This window comes from Nocardia sp., assembly GCF_025465275.1.
Lineage (GTDB): Bacteria > Actinomycetota > Actinomycetes > Mycobacteriales > Mycobacteriaceae > Nocardia.
In genome coordinates, this window is sequence record NZ_JAODNK010000085.1 from 1 (window position 1) to 18,164 (window position 18,164).

General features: G+C 61.5%; 12 protein-coding genes and 1 pseudogene. 6 read left to right on the forward strand and 7 right to left on the reverse strand.

The genetic code is table 11. The annotated features are described in order from the left end of the window. Positions 1 to 428 precede the first annotated feature (428 nt). The 3 genes and pseudogenes from JWN03_RS20315 to JWN03_RS20325 form a co-directional block, all read right to left on the reverse strand. A pseudogene (locus tag JWN03_RS20315) lies at positions 429 to 883 on the reverse strand (type VII secretion protein EccB). A 176-nt stretch (positions 884 to 1,059) separates the two neighbouring features. Then, positions 1,060 to 1,515, reverse strand: coding sequence for a hypothetical protein (locus tag JWN03_RS20320; protein WP_297617203.1), 456 nt, complete (start codon positions 1,513 to 1,515; stop codon positions 1,060 to 1,062). A gap of 114 nt (positions 1,516 to 1,629) precedes the next feature. Beyond that, entirely contained in the window at positions 1,630 to 1,965 is a 336-nt protein-coding gene (locus JWN03_RS20325) for a hypothetical protein (RefSeq protein WP_297617204.1), read from the reverse strand. 521 nt (positions 1,966 to 2,486) lie between these two features. On the opposite strand from JWN03_RS20325, the gene JWN03_RS45840 reads away from it, so the two are divergent. Further along, on the forward strand, positions 2,487 to 2,714 hold the full coding sequence (locus JWN03_RS45840; protein ID WP_441343032.1) for a hypothetical protein: 228 nt from the start codon (positions 2,487 to 2,489) through the stop codon (positions 2,712 to 2,714). Positions 2,715 to 3,549: 835 nt separating this feature from the next. Here JWN03_RS45840 and JWN03_RS20335 read toward each other — a convergent pair. Next, positions 3,550 to 4,689, reverse strand: a complete 1,140-nt coding sequence (locus JWN03_RS20335) for a hypothetical protein (RefSeq protein WP_297617206.1) — start codon at positions 4,687 to 4,689, stop codon at positions 3,550 to 3,552. A 1,470-nt stretch (positions 4,690 to 6,159) separates the two neighbouring features. On the opposite strand from JWN03_RS20335, the gene JWN03_RS20340 reads away from it, so the two are divergent. Continuing rightward, positions 6,160 to 7,764, forward strand: coding sequence for a hypothetical protein (locus tag JWN03_RS20340; RefSeq protein WP_297617208.1), 1,605 nt, complete (start codon positions 6,160 to 6,162; stop codon positions 7,762 to 7,764). Between the two features lie 161 nt (positions 7,765 to 7,925). On the opposite strand, the gene JWN03_RS20345 is transcribed toward JWN03_RS20340, so the two are convergent. Next, the gene (locus JWN03_RS20345) at positions 7,926 to 8,540 is read right to left on the reverse strand and encodes a TetR/AcrR family transcriptional regulator (protein ID WP_297617210.1); all 615 of its coding nucleotides are present in this window, start codon (positions 8,538 to 8,540) and stop codon (positions 7,926 to 7,928) included. 455 nt (positions 8,541 to 8,995) lie between these two features. On the opposite strand from JWN03_RS20345, the gene JWN03_RS20350 reads away from it, so the two are divergent. After that, a complete protein-coding gene (locus JWN03_RS20350) occupies positions 8,996 to 11,890 on the forward strand; it encodes a helix-turn-helix transcriptional regulator (RefSeq protein WP_297617212.1) in 2,895 nt (964 codons plus the stop codon). A gap of 370 nt (positions 11,891 to 12,260) precedes the next feature. Continuing rightward, positions 12,261 to 12,734, forward strand: coding sequence for a hypothetical protein (locus JWN03_RS20355; protein ID WP_297617214.1), 474 nt, complete (start codon positions 12,261 to 12,263; stop codon positions 12,732 to 12,734). 66 nt (positions 12,735 to 12,800) lie between these two features. Here the strand turns inward: JWN03_RS20355 and JWN03_RS20360 are convergent, their stop codons facing one another. After that, on the reverse strand, positions 12,801 to 13,229 hold the full coding sequence (locus tag JWN03_RS20360) for a hypothetical protein (RefSeq protein WP_297617216.1): 429 nt from the start codon (positions 13,227 to 13,229) through the stop codon (positions 12,801 to 12,803). Positions 13,230 to 13,990: 761 nt separating this feature from the next. On the opposite strand from JWN03_RS20360, the gene JWN03_RS20365 reads away from it, so the two are divergent. Continuing rightward, a complete protein-coding gene (locus tag JWN03_RS20365; RefSeq protein WP_297617218.1) occupies positions 13,991 to 15,055 on the forward strand; it encodes a phage tail tip lysozyme in 1,065 nt (354 codons plus the stop codon). Positions 15,056 to 15,199: 144 nt separating this feature from the next. Beyond that, positions 15,200 to 16,330 (forward strand): hypothetical protein, encoded by a 1,131-nt coding sequence (locus tag JWN03_RS20370; protein ID WP_297617220.1) that lies wholly within the window; start codon positions 15,200 to 15,202, stop codon positions 16,328 to 16,330. Positions 16,331 to 17,690: 1,360 nt separating this feature from the next. Here JWN03_RS20370 and JWN03_RS20375 read toward each other — a convergent pair. Next, on the reverse strand, positions 17,691 to 18,164 hold a 474-nt coding region (locus JWN03_RS20375), incomplete at its 5' end, for a hypothetical protein (RefSeq protein ID WP_297617222.1).

Here is an 18,164-nt window from a genome sequence, read left to right on the forward strand (position 1 = left end):
GTAGCGCCCGACGAGTTTCCGTTGGACGCCTTCTTCGAGCGTTTGTCCTCACGCGTGTCGGAGTTGACGGCTGGGTCGTTGTCAGCGGTCTGATCTTGTTGAAGGCACGTTCGACGACGTTTCGACCCCTATAGGCGCTCGGGTCGAACCCGGCCGGCCATCTCACGGACAGAATAATAACGATCCTGCCGGATTGCTTCGTAACACCGGAGAGAGACGCCATTGAAATCCTTCGGGAGACCGGCAATCACTCAATGATCCAGAAGATTGAGCACGTATTCTTCGAGTATGAACGGGAGACGTACAGTCGCTGGGACGATCTCGACGCCACGGAGTACGTAGAACGCAACTGTGGGCGTGAGATATTGTCGGAGGATCGCCAGATATTGGAATTCGCTATTGCGGCTCTGAATGAAAACGAGTATGGTTCATGCATCGGTCACACGAAGACTGTCGACCATTGCGGTCCCTGAAAGTGGGTTCGTGGGCACCTCGATCGCGGCGTCAAGCAAACGAAGCCTACGAGCCGGGGTTATATTCCCCGCAGCCGTAGCCTTCGGATAACGGAGTCGCCTACCCAGGGGCGATGCCGATGCCGTCAGCGCGCCCGGCCTGGGAAGCGCCGCCGGCGCACCGGGTATTCCCAGCATCGGACCGCACGGCTTTGCCGAAAGTTTTGCACCCCTGACCGAGATCGGTGACTCGGCGTTTCCGGTGATAAGCCGTGCGAATGCGCCCGTGAGTGCCGGGGCAAGGTGTTGTCCACGACGACGTGCAGTGCCCCGTTGTCCTTTCCGATAATGATTTGTGAATCGCCGATTGCCCCTTGCGGTCGGAGGATTGCGAGAATCACACCACCCGCGGCTGCCAGAGGAGCCAGCACAAACCCGACGATCAGTGATCGTAAACTGCTAACTCATCAGGTTGTGCAACATACGCACGTCGCGGCGCACCGTTGTGTGTTCGAGCAGTCGTACTAGAAACCGGTAGTTGTTCACATGCGCCCGGTGGTCAGCAATGGTGGCACAAGCCCATGCACAGTTGTCGGAAGTCCCACCGCTACAACGACATCCAGCAGTAGAGCTGCCTGGACTCCGCCTTCGCCTCACGGGCGAGAGCTGCGAAGTCAAACAGGAACTTCGCTAAGGACTCTGCGAGACACAGGATGTCGTTACAGCTGAATTCCTGGCCGCGTGCCCATATGGCCGCCGTGCGCTCGATGGTGGATTCGTCAGCGTCGGCTAGTGATTCACGGAGAGTCTCGGTGACGGTCACCACCCACGGACCTGTGCGAAGGTTGATCGAGGTGATCAAATCACACCAGCGTGGCTGCCCAAGCACTTGGTCGAAGTCGATTCGGCGCATCAGCGATTCCAGCCTGCCTATCTGAACCGCCGGGTCGATACCGGCTATGAGACCAAGCGACGGCAGACCTAGTGATAAGGCATCGCACCGAGCTGCCGCGGCGGCGGCAGCATCATCGGGAGCGGCGAAGTATTCGTAGAGGCCGGTCATGAGCTTCCTGTTAGGAGAGGCCGATGAGAACGTCGGCGAGGGCTTTGTGCATGTCGTCGGCCTCGATCCGCATAGCTCCTGCTCGTCGAGGCGGTCGAGAACGAGGGATTCGCGTTATTCTTCGGCTGCTTCGACAATATTCCGAATGAGCCGGGCGTTGCCCGCAGAGTCGATATTGCGGCGACGTTGCCCGGTGCCGTCACTGGTGACCTTGTTGTGCAGGGTGGCGCACCCGCCGACCAGCCAAACCAGCGCGTCGTCGGGTATCGCCGAATCACTGTGTGCCGAAATATATTTAAGAATCTCTGCGAGTTCGTCGGCAATGCAAGAGTCGAAACGAATGTGTTTGGCGAATCGGGATGCCAGGTCGGAGTTCGAGTCGAAGAACCGATCGATCTCGTTGTCATACCGCGCGATGATCACCACGAGGCGATCTCGGTCGTTCTCCATCCGTGCCAAAGGGTGTCGACAGCCTCGGGGCCGAAAGCATTGCCCCCCGGCCAGACCCGGTCCGGGCGGCAGTCTTCAACCAGACGGCCCGAGTGTGAGAGAAATGCAGAAATTGGCACTGATGCCGGTAATGCCAAGTCCGCCTGCGTGGTGCAACCGACCACGCAGACCCTGCACACGTCAGGTTTATGTGTGCCGGCCATCGGTGTGTCGATCAAAGGACTGAAACTCCAACATGTGTCTTCCACCGGTCTGGTGGGGCCGCCCCGCAGTCGAGGGGAGCCGTCTGCGGGGCGGCCATGCGGCGACCGATTGCAGCGTGTCGAGCTGTCATCCAGGGGAGGCGGATGCGCAAACCGGGAGCCACGATCAAAGTTAGGCAGCGACAGGTTTCGAGACATCCGCCATCGTGCTGAGTTGGCTGCCAATGCCTTTCAGCATTATGCCGATCGATCTCAGGTTTATCCTGCTCGTCCTCGATAGCCCGCAGGACGCTCCGAACTGCGACGTCGACCGTGGCGGTGACCCGCTTCTGGGTGAACCGCCCGGTCGTCCGCGGGTGTGGCGCCCCCACCCTGTGGAAGGGATTCGAACTTGGGCAGCAGTGGCTCGACCAGAACCCACAACTCGTCCGGCGCCAGCCGCTCGGACAGATCTACCATGACCAGCAATTCTGCGGCTCAATCGATTACGGCACGAAGTTCGGTGCCCGCAACGATGGGCTTACTGTGATCGCGACGGCGCGATGATCTCAGCAGGCCCATAATCGAGCACAAGGTAACGGAGGCAGGTCTATTCCAGCAGCAGGCAGGATGGCAATGGTCACTCCGGTCCGGCTGGCTGCTCGGGCAAAGCGTGCAGCCACCTCTGGGTCCGCGTGATAGTTGAGGGGCGGGAGGCCGGAAAAGGTTACGCAGATCTGACATTCATCGTGGCATCTGGACATGTGACTCGGTCCCATTGACTCGGGTTGGCGCCCTCGTGGTACGCATGGGAGCGCCCTATCGGTTCCTTGTTCGCCGAGTTCTCCTCGGCATATCCAGACTTGCTTCTATCGGCCTGCGATACATCAGCCGTGAAACGGTATTCCCCGGTCGATCGATCTGGAGTATTCGCATTCCACATGTGGCCCGTCGCGAAGGTGTGCAAGTCCAGGAACACTGCCGAGCGTGAGTAACAAACGGTGGATTTCATATCGAACGGCCTGAGGTGGGCCAATGCCCTCCGTACCCTCCCGTGACAGCAACCGGCAGAGCCTCCACCGTGGTGGAGTACCGGCCGGCTAGCTCGGTGTCGAAACCGAATTAACCCGATAAAAGGTCAGGAGTCGGCGCCGCATGCGGACACCATAGCCTCGCGACCTGCTATGCCGAATCTGAGGCCGTACAGCACGTTTCACCCACGTTGCAGTGGTCTGCTGGCGCGAGATCGCGCAACTGGTGCGAGTGCCGTTGGCGGGGCGGTTTGGGTACTGCGTCAGTGAGTATCGGTACCAAGCGTGCCCGCTACCATCGGGAACCAATTGTGGCACGTTGTCTTCGCATCAGCATCGGGACATTCGATCCCAGTTCGGTGTCGCCGACTTCAAGCTGGGCTCTGCCGCGGACTGTTGTGGGGACGGGCATTCGGGAAGTCTTCGATGCTGGCCGATGGTGCGTAATCCAAAGCGAACAATACCTTGGCTCGTAAGTTGGTTTCGGGAAGCTCTGTCTCGGAGGCAATTTCAGCAAGATGATCTTGCACTTCGCGGTCGTTCCCACGCAAGCTGGCCGCAGCGAGCCCTAAGTACGGCCCGTGTCGCGTGCCGCGGAGCGCTGAGGCGAAGGCCCCGACCTGTTCGGTTGCCAGCCTGCCATGATCTGGAAATACTGCGGCGAGTATGGCGAGGTTGTACTTGTTCATGGGTGGCTCAATATTCCAGCGCCCCAGCATTGCTGGCAATTCAGCGCCGATGGAATCGACGACAGCTTTGGCCCATTCATCGTCGGGACGGAGCGGCGGTTGATGGTCGGCTCGGATCGCCGCAACCTGCCGTTCCGTCCATTCGCCCACCGCCAGCCGGAGGTGCTGATAGAGAGTGCACCGCTGGTCAGCGGGGAGCGTGCCGGGCTCGGTGAGTTTGGCAGCGAACGCCAGCGCAGGTGCTGAAGCGGAGTAGCAAGTGCCTTGGTGCACAAGGTAGCCGAAAAATAGTTCATTCAGCAGCTTGTCCCAGTTCCAATGATCTTCCAGAAGTTCACGCAGTAGGCCGGGTATGTCTTCGGCCGATCCGTAGGCATGAGATAACTGCGTCCACTCGACGTCGTCGAGTCCGTTGAACCCCGCCGGGCTTGAACGAATAGTGATCTGTATCGAGGGAACAGGAGGGCGTGCCCCAGGGTTCACGAACGTCGACTGCTCGCCGGTGCCAGGTCTTTCCAGCTCACCCACATCCCAGTATGGACGTACCCATCGCGCACCGATCTGCTCCGCGATCGCAGAAGCGTTCCGCCCGATGATGCCCAACTGGTAGTCGCCCAGCTTGCCTTCGTCGTACGGGCCTTCATCGACTGCCAAGATGCGCCAACCGGCAGGTTCCATGTCCGGACGGAACGAGTAGCGCAGTGGTTGCACCACCACACGCTCGAATCCATAGGCGCTCAACGCTTCCGCAACCGCCACAGCCTTCTCTTTGTCGGGAGACGAGAACTCCTGGATCCCTGCCACCGCCGGACGATCAGTCACACCCCAAGTCTCGTTGTTCGCAGGCGGCTTGTCTTCTCAGCGCTGGGAGGTTGGGCGGGCAGAAGCACGGAGTAGCCCGCGTGGTCAACACAACCGTCGGAGATCGGTAATTTCGCGGAGATAGTTGATCCATCTGCGATGCGGACACCTCGTCCGCGTTGCCACAGTAAGCAAAACCTGCGTAGGTACTCCGATGTTCGCTTCAGACGTTCGCGGGAGGGTTGAGGCCACACAAAGCACGCAGGAGGCCGCCATGAGTAACTTCGAGGACACTCCCACGCCGACGTCTACGACGAAACCTCGCGTACCATGTTCGGCAAAGCCTACCGACTGGGACCTCGACGCGAGCGGACCAGACGAGTGGCACCGATCGATCGAGACATGCCAGCGATGCCCAGTATTTTCCCAGTGCGATAACCTCGCCCAGGTATTCGCCGCCGCGGGCATCGGGCCGCGGGGGATGATCTGGGCTGGCGTGGCATACGACAACAACGGCAGAATCGTGCTGGATATCAACCAGCACAAAAATTCTTTGGTGCCGCACGGCCCGATGAGAATAACCCGCCGACTGACAAGCGCTCCACCATCTCATCAGCGGGTGAGTAACGTGCTCGATATGACAAAGGTAAAGGGAGTTCACCTGGTCATCGGCCGCCGCGGCGTCGCCAGAACATCGCCAGACATAGGAACAACCGACTGAAACCCGCCGCAAAAGGCCCTCATACACGAACGGATCGCTTGCGGCAGTCGTGCTGAACGCTGCGAGCCCTCGGCTTGCTGGGGATGCAGAACATGTTGACGGATAGTGGATTCCAACGCCACCGATCGTGGCAACAGGATCGTCCTGAAACCATGCGTTTCAACCAGCCGGTGCCGGTACGCTGATGGGAACCCTCTGCAGGGCCCGCCCTCGGTCTGAGTGAGTGAGTTCTGTTCCCTTGTAGCACAACCTGATTCCCGGTAGAGGTGCCGGGGGAGCGGTCGTTACCCTAGTTTCGGATCTCCGCCACGCTCCCTGCGTCGCACTCGGCCTCTGCCGGACGACGAAAACTGAGCCCTGCCTTCACCGTCGCCACCGCTGCCGCCCAGGAGGAGTCTGTCTCCGCGAGGTGGCGGATGTTCCACGCGTTTCCCTGTTCGTACCCTCTAGCGAGGATCGGCCCGGTGCGACAGTATCTGGAACGAATATCGCTCCGGCCCTTGGTATTCCGCGCCGTCTGAGGCTGGAAAGATTGGCTCCGTTGGCATCTGGTCGATTGTGCGGTCACTCGGAAGTGATCACGACCGAGATCGGGAAAGGAAGCGCAGGATGAACAGCAACGTGCACGTGAAGCGGGATTTATGGACCGGGATGGGGCGAGATCGGTCGCGTGCGGCGGCGTGTGTGAGGTCTGCGACGACCGCTGTCGACAACAAGCCGGCCTATTACGCAGTGCCGGCTGCTGGGCAGTGGATCACAAAGGATTGCGTGTGAGTACCGGGGATGTCACCTCGACCGCTGCTGGCTCGAAGGACGACAGCGGGGACGACCTTGATCTGACCGAACGCGGTGGCACCGAAAGCAGCAGTCCTGAAGCTGCCTCCGACGCCCAGTTTGCACTCGAGTCGATCGGTTCTATCCCACTCCCCGCAGACTTCGGCAGGGAGCGGCGACTCGTCGACACCGGTTCGGTGACGGCGGAGGCCCTCGTAGCACGGTTGGTTCGTGAACTGACCGAAACAGCTCCACCGCAGTGGCGGTCGGTGGATGCGGAATTTATGACAGCGGCCGGGCTCGTCCGAGGTCGATTGTTCTACGAGGTCGGTGAACGATTGCAGCCGATCGAGCCGTCCGCGGCAGTGTGTAGTCTGATTCGCCACCTGAGAGCCGTATCAGCAACTCCGCAACACCGACCCTGGTGGAACCTCCGGTTGCGCCTGGCTGCAAACGGCGACTTCGACATCGACTACGACTACGGTGAAGAACCGTTCGAGGATCTACTACCGCCGGAAGTGTATCTAGCTGATTTACAGGAATTTCCGCGCGATCGGCTACCCGTGTGGATGGCGGCCTACCTCGGCCATGGAGACAAGCAACTGCGTGTACCGAGTGCGGCCGCACTGCAAGCCCGCGCCGATCGGGTGGCTAATGTCTGGCCTGTACTGGCGGAGAACGAATTTCCGGATCTTCCTGTGATGTGGGCGCGCTGGGCGACCGTCGCTGCGGCCTTCACCGCGGTGCGCTCGGAACACGGTCCGAGGGTATTGCCCTCGCTCGGGTGGTTCGAAAGCCCTGGCCGCTGCGGATCGACGCTATATTTGTTGCCGGGTGGGAAAGCTGTGCTTTCCGGCGGAGTGTGGAACGCGCCGGAGTTGGACGCCGCCTACAACGATGATGCGGTGATGCCGAACTACTATGCCGGCGCGCCGGATTGGATCGCAAATCCAGTGCTGAACCCCCGAGTACGGAGCGGGTTGCTGTCGTTCTGCTACTGGTGGGAAGCGGGACGATGGTATCGGGGGGAATCGCCGCCTGCCGTAGGATGCGCGCCCGCCATGCCCGAGGTGTGGACCGCCGAATCGGCCGCTGCCATCATCGCAGGCTTGATCGATGAGCACGCCGACCAGGAATTACACCACGCAGCAGCGGAATTAGTGAATGCAGCCGAACAACGCGACATGACCCGCGAAAGGCTGGCCGCAGTCTTCGGCAGCTCGGACCGGTCCGACATCGACGGCGCCTTGTATCAGTTGGGGCTGGCCGGACTGATACGAATGCAGATCGAACCAATCACCGCTGAGCAGGTCATTGCTCATGTGCGGCAGTACATCCTCGGGCGCGGCTACGACACGACAGGCTACCCGCTGCAGGAACTGGTCGCCGACCGCATCGAAGTCGGCTGGCTGGTATACGTGCCTGTGCCGACGGGCGCGGTCGCCGTGGGCAGAGCGGTATTCTACGTGGCGGATGATGGCGTGCTCGAGCACTCTTCATCGTCGATCATGCCGGCCGCGTACGTATCGGGATTCACGCAGCGTTATCGGCAGCGCGCAATGTTGCGCCGCGAAGCAGGATTCGCGCCGAATTCAGGATAGCTCGACCCGCACAGAACTGGATTCGACGCAGATACCTCGGGCCGGCACCATGCTCATCGCCCAACCGGCTGGGATGCCGCCGTTGACGACGGCCACCCGATGGCGGCACCTGGGCGAGCCCCAGCTTCGTGCTCACCTCTCACTCAGAAGGTGGATGTGAATTACATTGCCGAGTCGGTGATTTCATCGAGTTGGCTGGCCGTCACTCCAGCGAGAAGGTGAGTCACCGTTGTCTGGAGGATGTCGAGATCGTCATACAACCGCGCAAGGAGCATCGAGCCCTCGAGGGAGCTGATGATGACGTGCGCCCTATCCGACAGCGATCCGTCGAAGGAGAAGGTGCCCTCGTTCATTCCTTGTGTCAGAACCCCCGACAACCACTCCGTGTTCCGGTCGAAGAACTGAACCACGGACTGTTGCATCGGCTCGGTCAACGTCTTGAACTCCGCTGCGAGCATGCCGCACAGACACATTCGCTGTTCACGCAAGACGCTGATGTACAGACTCGCATAGAATTCCAGGCGGACGGAAGCGCGCTTCTCGTCGACGGTCGACAGCGCTTCGAAGAAGCGCTGGTCGTATCGCTGAACAAGTGCCAGACCGAGTTCCGCCTTACCTGGAAAGTGGTAGTGCAGCGCAGGTTTGGACAATGACAGTGTTGCAGCGATATCGGCGTAGCTGAAGTTGTTGAACCCACGACTCTGTACCAGCCGCCCGGCGACGTCGAGAATCTGCGAGCGGGTACGACCTTCTCCGCCTGCGGGGCGTGGTTTCATCGTCGATTACCCCTTGACTATCGGGCGAATGCTGGTAAGAATCTGACTTACTAGTAAATCAGTGTACCTCCACAGGGTTCGAAGCCACATATGTGCTTTCCGTTCTGGCACAACACGTCACAAGGTCGCACACGAGCCATGGGCAACGTCCCACGACACAGATAACGTCGTGAGCCCGGGATGACGTGCTCGAACGCGCCGGTGCCCCGAGGGCTGAATTCGGAGGGCTGATTTTCGGCAGCGACCAGGAAGAGGTGGGAAGCCCGATGCCGGTGGAACAGACGCCGATGGCACACTGGGCCAAGAATGCGAAATAACCTCTCCACCTTGATGTTTCATCTCGCCACGGGGAGCTCGACCGGACTGCGAACCGCAGATATGACCGGAATCGCAACGGACATGCCCGATGTCCCCAGGAAGATGCTGGCCCCTCGATTCGCAGGCAAGCAGGAATGATGAAAATACACCCCGAGACCACGGCGCCCGGCAGACCTACGGGAGAGGTGAGCGCCGGTACGAGCGCTGCATCAGCTCGGCAGCAGGGCCTGATCGGCCAGCTCATCGGTCGCAGGGAAGAACTCGATCGACTACAAACCCATGTCCGCCGGTCGATTTCAGGACAGGGCGGGATCGTTATCGTCGAGGGTGAACCGGGTATCGGCAAGACGGCACTACTCGTGGCCGCAGCACGGCAGGCGACCGCCGATGGTGTGAGGGTTCTGCGCGGTGAGGCCAAAGAACTCGAGCAACGAGTGCCTTTCGCGGCTTCGGCATCGCTTTCGGCAGCTTCGTCGGAAAACTCCGACACGATCGGCCCGGCGGACGTCAACGTCGCCAGCGTGGCGATCGGCCGCGAAATCGCACAGGTCGAGTCACTGGTCGTCGGCTTCAAGGACAGTTGCGCGTCCGGGCCCATTATGTTGATCATGGACGATGCGCACTGGGCCGATCCATCGAGTTTGCTCATGCTGCAACGGCTCGGCGAATTCACCAACTCGCTTCCGATCCTGATCGTTATCGCCCTCCGCCCGCTACCACGCGACGGTGACCTGTCGAGTTTGATCGGTCAGTTCGAGACATGGGCGGCTGAGCATGTACGTCTCGGCCCCTTGGACGACACCGAGGTGGCAGCACTAGTGGAGATGTCGTTCGGTTCGCCCGCGGGGCCTCGCCTGTCCGGCGTAATAGCCGGCGCCGGCGGCAACCCGCTGTACATCATCGAACTTGTGACCGGGCTGATGCAGGCCGGGATGATCGAGCTTGGAGAAATCAGGCCGGATCGCGACGCCCAGAGCGCATCGAGCCCGGAGCAGATCCGGTTGCCTGCGTCGCTGACCGATGTGATTGTCCGCAGGTTGGACTTCCTTCCGCCGCGGTCGCGTCAAATTCTTCCCATGGCAGCGGCGCTGGGCACCGACGTCGAAGCGATCGAATTGTCATCGGTGCTCGGTGCGGCTCTGATCGATGTCTGGGACGTGATCAGCGTTGCGGTGGAGTCCGGAATCCTCGTTCGGGCCGGCGCGGACCTGATTTTCCGTCACGACCTGATTCGCCAGGTGCTGGCCGACCAGCTCCCCCCCTCGACACGGGTAACCCTGCAATTGCGTGCTGCACGCGTGCTGATGTCGGTGGATGCGCCGGTCGAGCGCATCGCCACCTACTTGCTGGCCGGTGATGCACCACTGGAGAGTGCCGGTCTGGACTGGCTGATCGGTGCCGCAGAGCGGCTGACCATCCGCGCGCCGGGATTGGCAGTAACCCTGCTCAGTCGGGCGATCCTGACTCCTGGGCTGGACGCTGCTCGCTGCGATGCCCTCCGACTGTGGCACGTCAGGGCACTGATGTGGAGCGGAAGTCCCGCCAATGCCGAAACGGCAGCTAGGCGGGCATTAGCAGACATTGCCGCTGCGGCAGACCGGGAGCCGCCAGCACTGTTGTACTGGCTGCTGGCCCACGCATGCTTCGCTCAAGGAAACGTCGCCGATGCGGTTGCGGTTGCGGAATCGGTCCTTGCTCAGTCAGACCTCACGTCCCTGCAAAGAGGTCAATACCTCGGTTTCTGCGCACTGTCCTATCTGTTTCAACGACGGTGTGAAATGGTGGAACGGGCTTCGGTCCTGGCGATTTCGACCGCGGACACCTTCGCGGATCCGATCGCCTGGGGTCTGGGAGCCTTCGCGCTCGGCCTTCTGCGATACCAACAGGGATTTCTCCGTGAAGCGCAAGAACTTGGCGATCGTTTGGTGGAAAACTATGAACTCACCGGCCGCGGACGACTTTCCCACATCGCCCCCTATCTACTGAGCGGACGTTGCCATCGCGAACTCGGTGAGTACGCGGCGGCGGAGAAGTCGTTCACACTGGCAATCCGATTGAGCGAGAGCACCTCCGACATGTTTCTCGGGTCGAGCCGATTGGACCTGGCACGGTCGCATTATCTGGAGGGAAGGTGGGACGACGCTATCTCCGACGTGCGCGTCGTGCACAACGAACCGGACGTATTCGGCTATTCGGCCGCCGCCCAGTGCCTCATCGCGCTGATCGCCGTGCGCCGCGGCAGTTTTACCGGTGATCCAGCGTCACTGCCCGAACCGGCCGATCGGACAGGAAGCCGCAACTCGGGCCATCTGCGTCCATGGGTACAGGCATTGGTGCACGAATCACAGGCCAGACGTACCGAGGCGCTGGCGGCACTCTCGGATATCGTCGCCGAGCTTGCCGACGAATTGACTTCAGTCGCCGTGTCCCCGCTCTACGCGGACATCGCCCGGTTGGCCGCAGTCACCGGCAGAGGCGACATCGCCGACAGTGTCGCCACCGCTGCGGAAGCGCTGGAGGCGCGCTACCACACCCCGGGCTGGCACGCGAATGCGCTACTGTGCCGTGGACTCGCCGAGAGCAACGTCGAGCTCGTCGCCAAAGCTGTCGAGGCCTATCGCCGCGCAGGCCAACCGTGGTATCAGGGCCAGGCGAACGAGAATCTCGCGGTGCTGCTCGCGGGCGGAAGTCGCTCGGAGGAGGCACGTTCCGCGCTGGAGAAGGCGATCGAGCTGTACACCGCACTCGACGCTGCATGGGATATTGCCCGGGCCGAGGCCCGTATGCGGGACCTTGGAATCCGGCGTGGTCGTCGTGGTCCCCGGAATCGGCCCAAGACCGGCTGGGAAGCGCTGACACCCACTGAGCGAAAGGTTGCCGCGCAGGTGGCGCAGGGACGGTCGAATTCCGAGATCGCCAGCCGGATGTTCCTGTCTCCCCGCACGATCCAATCACACGTCTCGAGTATCCTGGCGAAACTGAACCTTCAGTCGCGGGTTCAGGTGGCAGTGGGACTGGCACGGCAAACCTAGCCGCACCCGCAGGATCCCGTGTTCCTCGCCGAACGTGTGGACCTCTGCGCTGTGGGTCCCGCCGGGCAGCCGGGGAGATCTGGTGGGTACGTTTTCGGGCGCAAACTCGAACTGGACGCGGACGGATATCGACGAGGCGCTCCAGGAGTCCTGGTCGATGGCCGTCGGCCGGCCTCCCATGGGTGGCAACATAGGAGAGATATGCGCCGCTAATCAGCGGTACGTTGATCGATGTCAATATTAGCGCCGCTATACGAGTCGCCGATGGCCCGAAACGGCTGACGGCGAAACGGAGACATCGATGTTCACGAGCGCACAACACCCTCGGACACATACCCATACATCCAGATCTCGGTGGCGTACGCGCGTCTTGTCGGCGGCGGCTATTGCCGTAGGCGTTTTCGCCCTCACCGCGACGCCGTCCGCGACTGCGAACGCCTCGCACGCAGGCTGCCTGTGGGCCAGCGCCGGATACCGGCAGGGCGGCACCATCTGGGCAGGCGGCTGGGCCTTCACCTGCACCACCGACGGCTTCGGCGCCGCACGCTGGAACCGCACCCCCAGTCCGGGACACATCGGTAGCGTCTACAGTCCTGGAGCCGGCAATCCGGTCGGCCAATTCAGCCCCGGCGCCCTGCAGCCCGGCACCGATTACAACGACTACTGCGTCGGCAACCAGCTCATCGAAGGCCCGGGCGACATTTATGAATTGTTCTCCGTCGGGGGCACACTGCTATGGCGCTCAGCCGGACCAGTCTCCCAGTGGGCATTCGATTCCCCGGTGATTCGACCGGACCCGACTTGGCGATCGTCCAGTAACTGCACCGACGGCGAACTGTCCTGACCCCCTGTGCCACGGCAACGTGATGTGCCGGGACAACCCGGTCACGGCACACGGCGAACAGTGGATTCAGAACTCGGGGCAGTAGGCCACAAACGGCCTGCACAGGTGCTTGTCACTGTGTCCGTTGATCAAGGGCGGCCCAGTGGGCAGATCATCCCGATCGGCCACACGCCGGCCCTCGGTATCACCGGAGTCGACGTCCCTGTCCCCAACCCGGCGATTGTCAGTTGACCCGTCGTATTGCGGCAAGCCCTGGTCCGCGACACGGCGACCATCGATCGCGGCCGCCTGCGGAGCGCGCGAACTACGGCCGCCACCCTCACGGGATCGGTTGTTGTCATGTCCGCCATGGCTGCCGCTATCGCGAGTTTCTCCGGCGAGTGAACTCCCCAGGGCTGCGGCCGCCGAAGTCGTGCCCAGGACCGGAATCACCGTCAAGGCACATGCGAGCAGAGTGGACGCGAAGAACTCGCAGTTGGTGACCTGCGCGCGCATCGATGTCTTCCTTACGTGCTGTCGAATCTCGATTCATCCACGCTCTCCGAGCAGCGCCAGAACCACCGTCCGATAACGTGCCTTAAAATAGCGTGACATCAAACAATGTTTCACTATTCGGAATCCCACTGTTCTCGCTGGCGGGAAGAGCTCGGCGCTGCTATCGCTGCATCGATCTGGCGCGGGCCTAGGGGCATTTACCATGGAGAATTCTGTGCGATCGAGTGATGTGCAGGAAGGCTTACCGATCGGTGATGCATTGTGCGCGCAGACGTGAAAGACAGTGCGCGCGGACATCGCCGACCATCCGGCGATGTACGCGCGCACTGAATCAACACCACTTCCCAGGCCCGCCGGAGGGGGCGAGGAGCCGGAAGCGGCGGTGTGTCACGCCTGGACGCAAGGCATGAATGTGCGGGCAAACCTTACGTACTCGCCGAATGCCAGGGATTCAAGCGTGGGAGATGAATCGTTTCTGGGCACACGGCAGAATGTCGTGACGCACCGATCAGCGCTGCGGAGCAGTGACGAACTGCCTCGCAGCGGCTTCAACGATAACCCTTTCACGCCTGCCAGGCTCATCCTCTGTATTCCCATGCCTGAGAACAGGATTGGAGATATCGGTCGATAGCTGCTGTCCGTGAAACCTTCCCTTTCGTGGGAAATTCGCTGATACGGAAGGCAATTGGAACCGGGCTACCATGCCACCATGGGCCCAGTGGAAGCTGGGGACACGACCGACGCGCAGCGGAAGGTGAGACATGAGTGCCCCGCTGATACTGCCGCGCCCCGCCAACGCCCCGGTGCTGGACGAATACCGCGACTATATTCAGCCGATCCTGCAGACCATGCGCGACAGCGTCGGCGACGGCACGGCGCAGGGACTAACGTCAGCAAAATTGCGCGCAATGGATCCAACGCCGTCAGCCAGCGGCGCACTCGCGAACAACTACCAAGCGGCTCAGGCGCAAATCACGCTGTATCAGAACGAACTGAATTCACTGGACGACAAGATCGCCGATATCGCTCAGAAGTCAGCCGAACTCAGCGGCAGCACGAATTCTCAAGTCACGGGCCTGATCGACGTGATCACGGGCATTCTCGCCGCAGCGTGCAATCAACCCTCTCTCAATCTGCAGCAGCAATTGGATGTCATAGGAAGCATCGACGATGCCGTAAACACAGCGGAGCAGAAAGTCTCGCAGGCAGTGGGGCAGAACCAAGCACACGGCGATGCAGTGGCCCAGAGCGCCCCCACAACGGGCACTCCTGCTCCCGCGAACTACTCGGGCGGCAGCAACTATCCGAACAGCTTGGGCGGCAATGATTCTCCCGCCGCATCGCGATACAACGCCGCAGGCGGCGGTAGCCCCAGCAGTGCAGAGCCTATCGCTGCTGGCAAGAAGGCTCAGGTCAGCGACATCTATCAATACCTCATCACCCGTTATGGATTCACCCCAGCGCAGGCGGCGGGCATCCTCGGCAATATGCAGACTGAATCAGGGTTCAACACCGGCTCGTTCAATCCGCAAGAAGGCGCCATAGGCCTGTGTCAGTGGGAAGGTGGTCGGCGCCAGCAACTCGAGCAGTTCGCCGCCGCTCAGGGCAAATCAGTCACCGATTGGCATGTCCAAGTCGACTACATGATGAGCGAACTGCACGGTGGAGAATCAGGCGCGTACGCTCATGTCAAATCCGCACAAACACCTGGCGCGGCAGCTGCCGCATTCGATCAATACTACGAGAGAAGCTCAGGCGCAGCCCGGGGGGAGCGAATTGCTAACGCGACGAGTATCGCGACATCAATGGCAAGTATCGCCGTGTGAACGCGCTCCGATTGAGACAGAGCCTCAAGGGTTGTGGCAATCGTCAAGTAGTCCTCGAAGACCTCGACTGAGCCCGTTTCGTTCCCACTGCGGTAAAACGATTCGCGGCTGTGACGTTCGCTATGACCGATCGAGAGGACGTCCGTGGATCCTGCTGTCGCGCAACTGATTTCGCTCATGCCACCACCTCCATTGCCTCCGGTCATAGCTCCACCCTGGGACGAAATCGAGCACGCCATGGGCTTCCGGCTGCCCGCGGACTACCACGATTTCATCAACCTGTACGGCGAGGGCCAGATCAACCAAGAGCTATCGGTGTTCGCTCCGGCCTACCAGACAGCAGATCGGCCCTCACTGACTTCTCTGCTGGACCGCAGCCGCTGGTTGAAATCCATCGGCTTCTTCGAAGAATTCGGTCCCGTTCCGCTCGACGAATACCAGACTGACCCGGCCGTATCGGATTCCGTCGATCTGCTCATGTGGGGCAAGACATGGCACGGGGATATGTTCTTCTGGGTGGCCGCTGGCGACGATCCCGCCGAGTGGCCGATCGCGGTGCATCTGCACCACCTGGACCCCGGCGATCGTTGGCGGCGGTTCGATGGGGGAATGGCAGAATGTTTGACCAGCGTCGTCGACGGCAGCTTCGCCGGGGCCGCGAAGTTGATCGACGCCAACCCCGGCGGCGCACAATGGAGTCGGCTACGAGACTGGGAACACGACTACGGCAAACCGCCGTCCGCCGTGTTCGACCAGGTTGTCGACGAAGGAGATCCCTACGGCCCGCGGGTGATCAGTGGTTCACCGATCCCGCTGCACAACTACGGGTATTCCGGCGGCGATCAAGCTCACTTCCGGTCCACCGGAGAGCTCCGGTCACTCATCGGGATGGACCCCACAGGTACAGAAATCCAACTCCACGGCGGAAGTCAATCTCCGGGTATCGCCTATTTTCTGTACAGCACAGTCGATTTCGGTCCGAAGCATCTTCCAGGAACCGTGGGAGTAGACTTGCTGCGCAACGGTGATCGCGTCGCCTCAGCGGCGCCCGACCCCACCAACCTTCAACGAGTATGCGTCGCAGCCGAGATTCTGGTCGATGCAGGCGCCCCCGCCACGTCGGTGCAACTTCGAGTCGTCGCAGACGCTGTAGCCCAAAGGCATCTTCGCGGTTCACGCCTGGCGTGGTTCGCAGCGCTACGTCGTGCCCGAACGCCGGAGATCAGCGTCGAGAGCGTCTATCTACGTGTGAAGGGCACTCTGAGAACCGCGTAGCCGGTAACCCGAACCACCGATAGAGCCACTGCATGTTGCGAAAGTCGGTCGGAGTGGTCGGTTGCCGTGCCTGCCAGGTTGGTCTGGCAAGCACGGTCGTGATGTCGCAGCGATCAGCAACTTCCGAATGAGCCGGTGCACGCGAGCGGGGGCCGAGGAGGGTAGGGGAGTTGCCCGTGCCGGGAGTCGCGCGGAACAGGCCCATCCCACGGCGGCGGGTAGCCGAAGGGGGGCGGATCAGGGTAGGGGCTCCGCCATTCCGGCCCGTGGTGCCAACTATCGGAACCCGGATACGGCCGATCCGAAGAAACTCCGCCGGAGGAGTCACACGGTGTTGCAAAGGCCGGAATATCTGCCACTCCTACGGATATCGCCGAAAGTGCGGCAATGACGCAAATCCGGGCGATGACCCTACGGCTCGCAGGCAATCTACTGTCGAACATCGCGGTTCCCCTTCTATTGGAAATACGTCGCGCGCCGCGAGTCTATGGCGGTCGGTCTCCGATGACGACCAAGCAGCGTCCCCACCGCTGGGGAGCTGAATCGCACTCCTACACAAAAGAATTCGCACTCTTCCCAGCCTCGCCGCAACTCTGGCCAAGTGCACGCCGGGACGGGCAGCGTCCATCAATCTGGACGGAGGGTCTGTCCGTGAATGGGCGGCACCCCGGAATCGGACAGGGGTGGTGTTCGCGAAATTGGACGGAACCCGGGTCGGTGACTGGTTATCGTCTCTGTGGTGACCATGTGAGGTTCGCGCGGGCGAGGAAGGGACTGTGTGTGCCGGCCCGGGGAAGCGTTCCAGGATCGAGCTCTACTCGGCGACCCGCGCGGATTCGCGTGCGGTACTGAGTAATCGGGAGACCGAACGCAAGTACGGTGTCGGTTGGCGTACGGTCGCCGCGGCGCTGCCTCGCCGTTCCCGCAGCGCGCAAACAAGTATCCGCAGCGCGGGTCGACACTGGATCCGTACAGACCGCTGATGATGCCCGTCGTATCGGGTCGCGAGCACGCACCGTCGGTTAACATTTCGCGGTCGAGGCACAGTCGCTGAAACCACTGCCCGTCGATCGCTGCGAAACCGGGCGCCGGTCCTCACCTGGGAGGCCACAGTCCGATTCACCGCACCTATTCTGAACTCCCGCAGACGTTGTCCTCGCGAGTTGCACGCAGCCTCACAATCGCGGGATCCTGAACAACGATTTTCAACGACGCATTGGCACTGCTGAGTTGATGCAGCCGATCGGGCCAGATGGTATCGACGACGATCGCACAAAATCCTGTCAGCGTCGATACATGACACTGTGCCCCAGTGCGGGCGCCTGAACTCCCGCCAAGCCGTGTGACCCGGGCGCTGGGTTCAGCTCCTGGCGTCTGGTTTGATCTTGCCGAGCCAGGCCGCTGCCTCCTGGTCAGCCAGCTTCGCGTCGATGGTGAGCGTCGGTGGCATATGCGGGTAAAGGCGGCCCACGTTCCATGTGCGGGGGTAGGGCTGCGGGTCGATGACGGCGACACGGACTCCCTCGTACATGCCGATGTCGGCGGGGCGTCCCTCGTTCCATATCCAGTCGCCGTAGGCGTCGACCAGGTTGAAATTGCCCTTGATGCCGCCGGGCGGCATAGGTTGGTCGCCGGTTTCCGCGGCCGCCAGTTCGACCGGGGAGGGCGCTGTTTCGGGGATCTGGCCCGCGAGGCGGTCTGCCAGCAGGGTGTGCAGTTGAAAGTTGTCGCCGATGCCGCTGATGGTGCAGCGCCAGCCCTGGCTGGTCGCGCGGTGTAGCACGAGAAGTGGTTCGTCGTCGAGGACCAGCAGCAGGCCCTTGAGCCAGTGCGC

Bases quoted from the DNA above. Each gene is read 5' to 3' on its own strand.
- JWN03_RS20320 (WP_297617203.1), bottom strand. From the start codon at position 1,515: ATGACCGGCCTCTACGAATACTTCGCCGCTCCCGATGATGCTGCCGCC.
- JWN03_RS20325 (WP_297617204.1), bottom strand. From the start codon at position 1,965: ATGGAGAACGACCGAGATCGCCTCGTGGTGATCATCGCGCGGTATGAC.
- JWN03_RS20345 (WP_297617210.1), bottom strand. From the start codon at position 8,540: ATGAAACCACGCCCCGCAGGCGGAGAAGGTCGTACCCGCTCGCAGATT.
- JWN03_RS20350 (WP_297617212.1), top strand. From the start codon at position 8,996: ATGAAAATACACCCCGAGACCACGGCGCCCGGCAGACCTACGGGAGAG.
- JWN03_RS20360 (WP_297617216.1), bottom strand. From the start codon at position 13,229: ATGCGCGCGCAGGTCACCAACTGCGAGTTCTTCGCGTCCACTCTGCTC.
- JWN03_RS20365 (WP_297617218.1), top strand. From the start codon at position 13,991: ATGAGTGCCCCGCTGATACTGCCGCGCCCCGCCAACGCCCCGGTGCTG.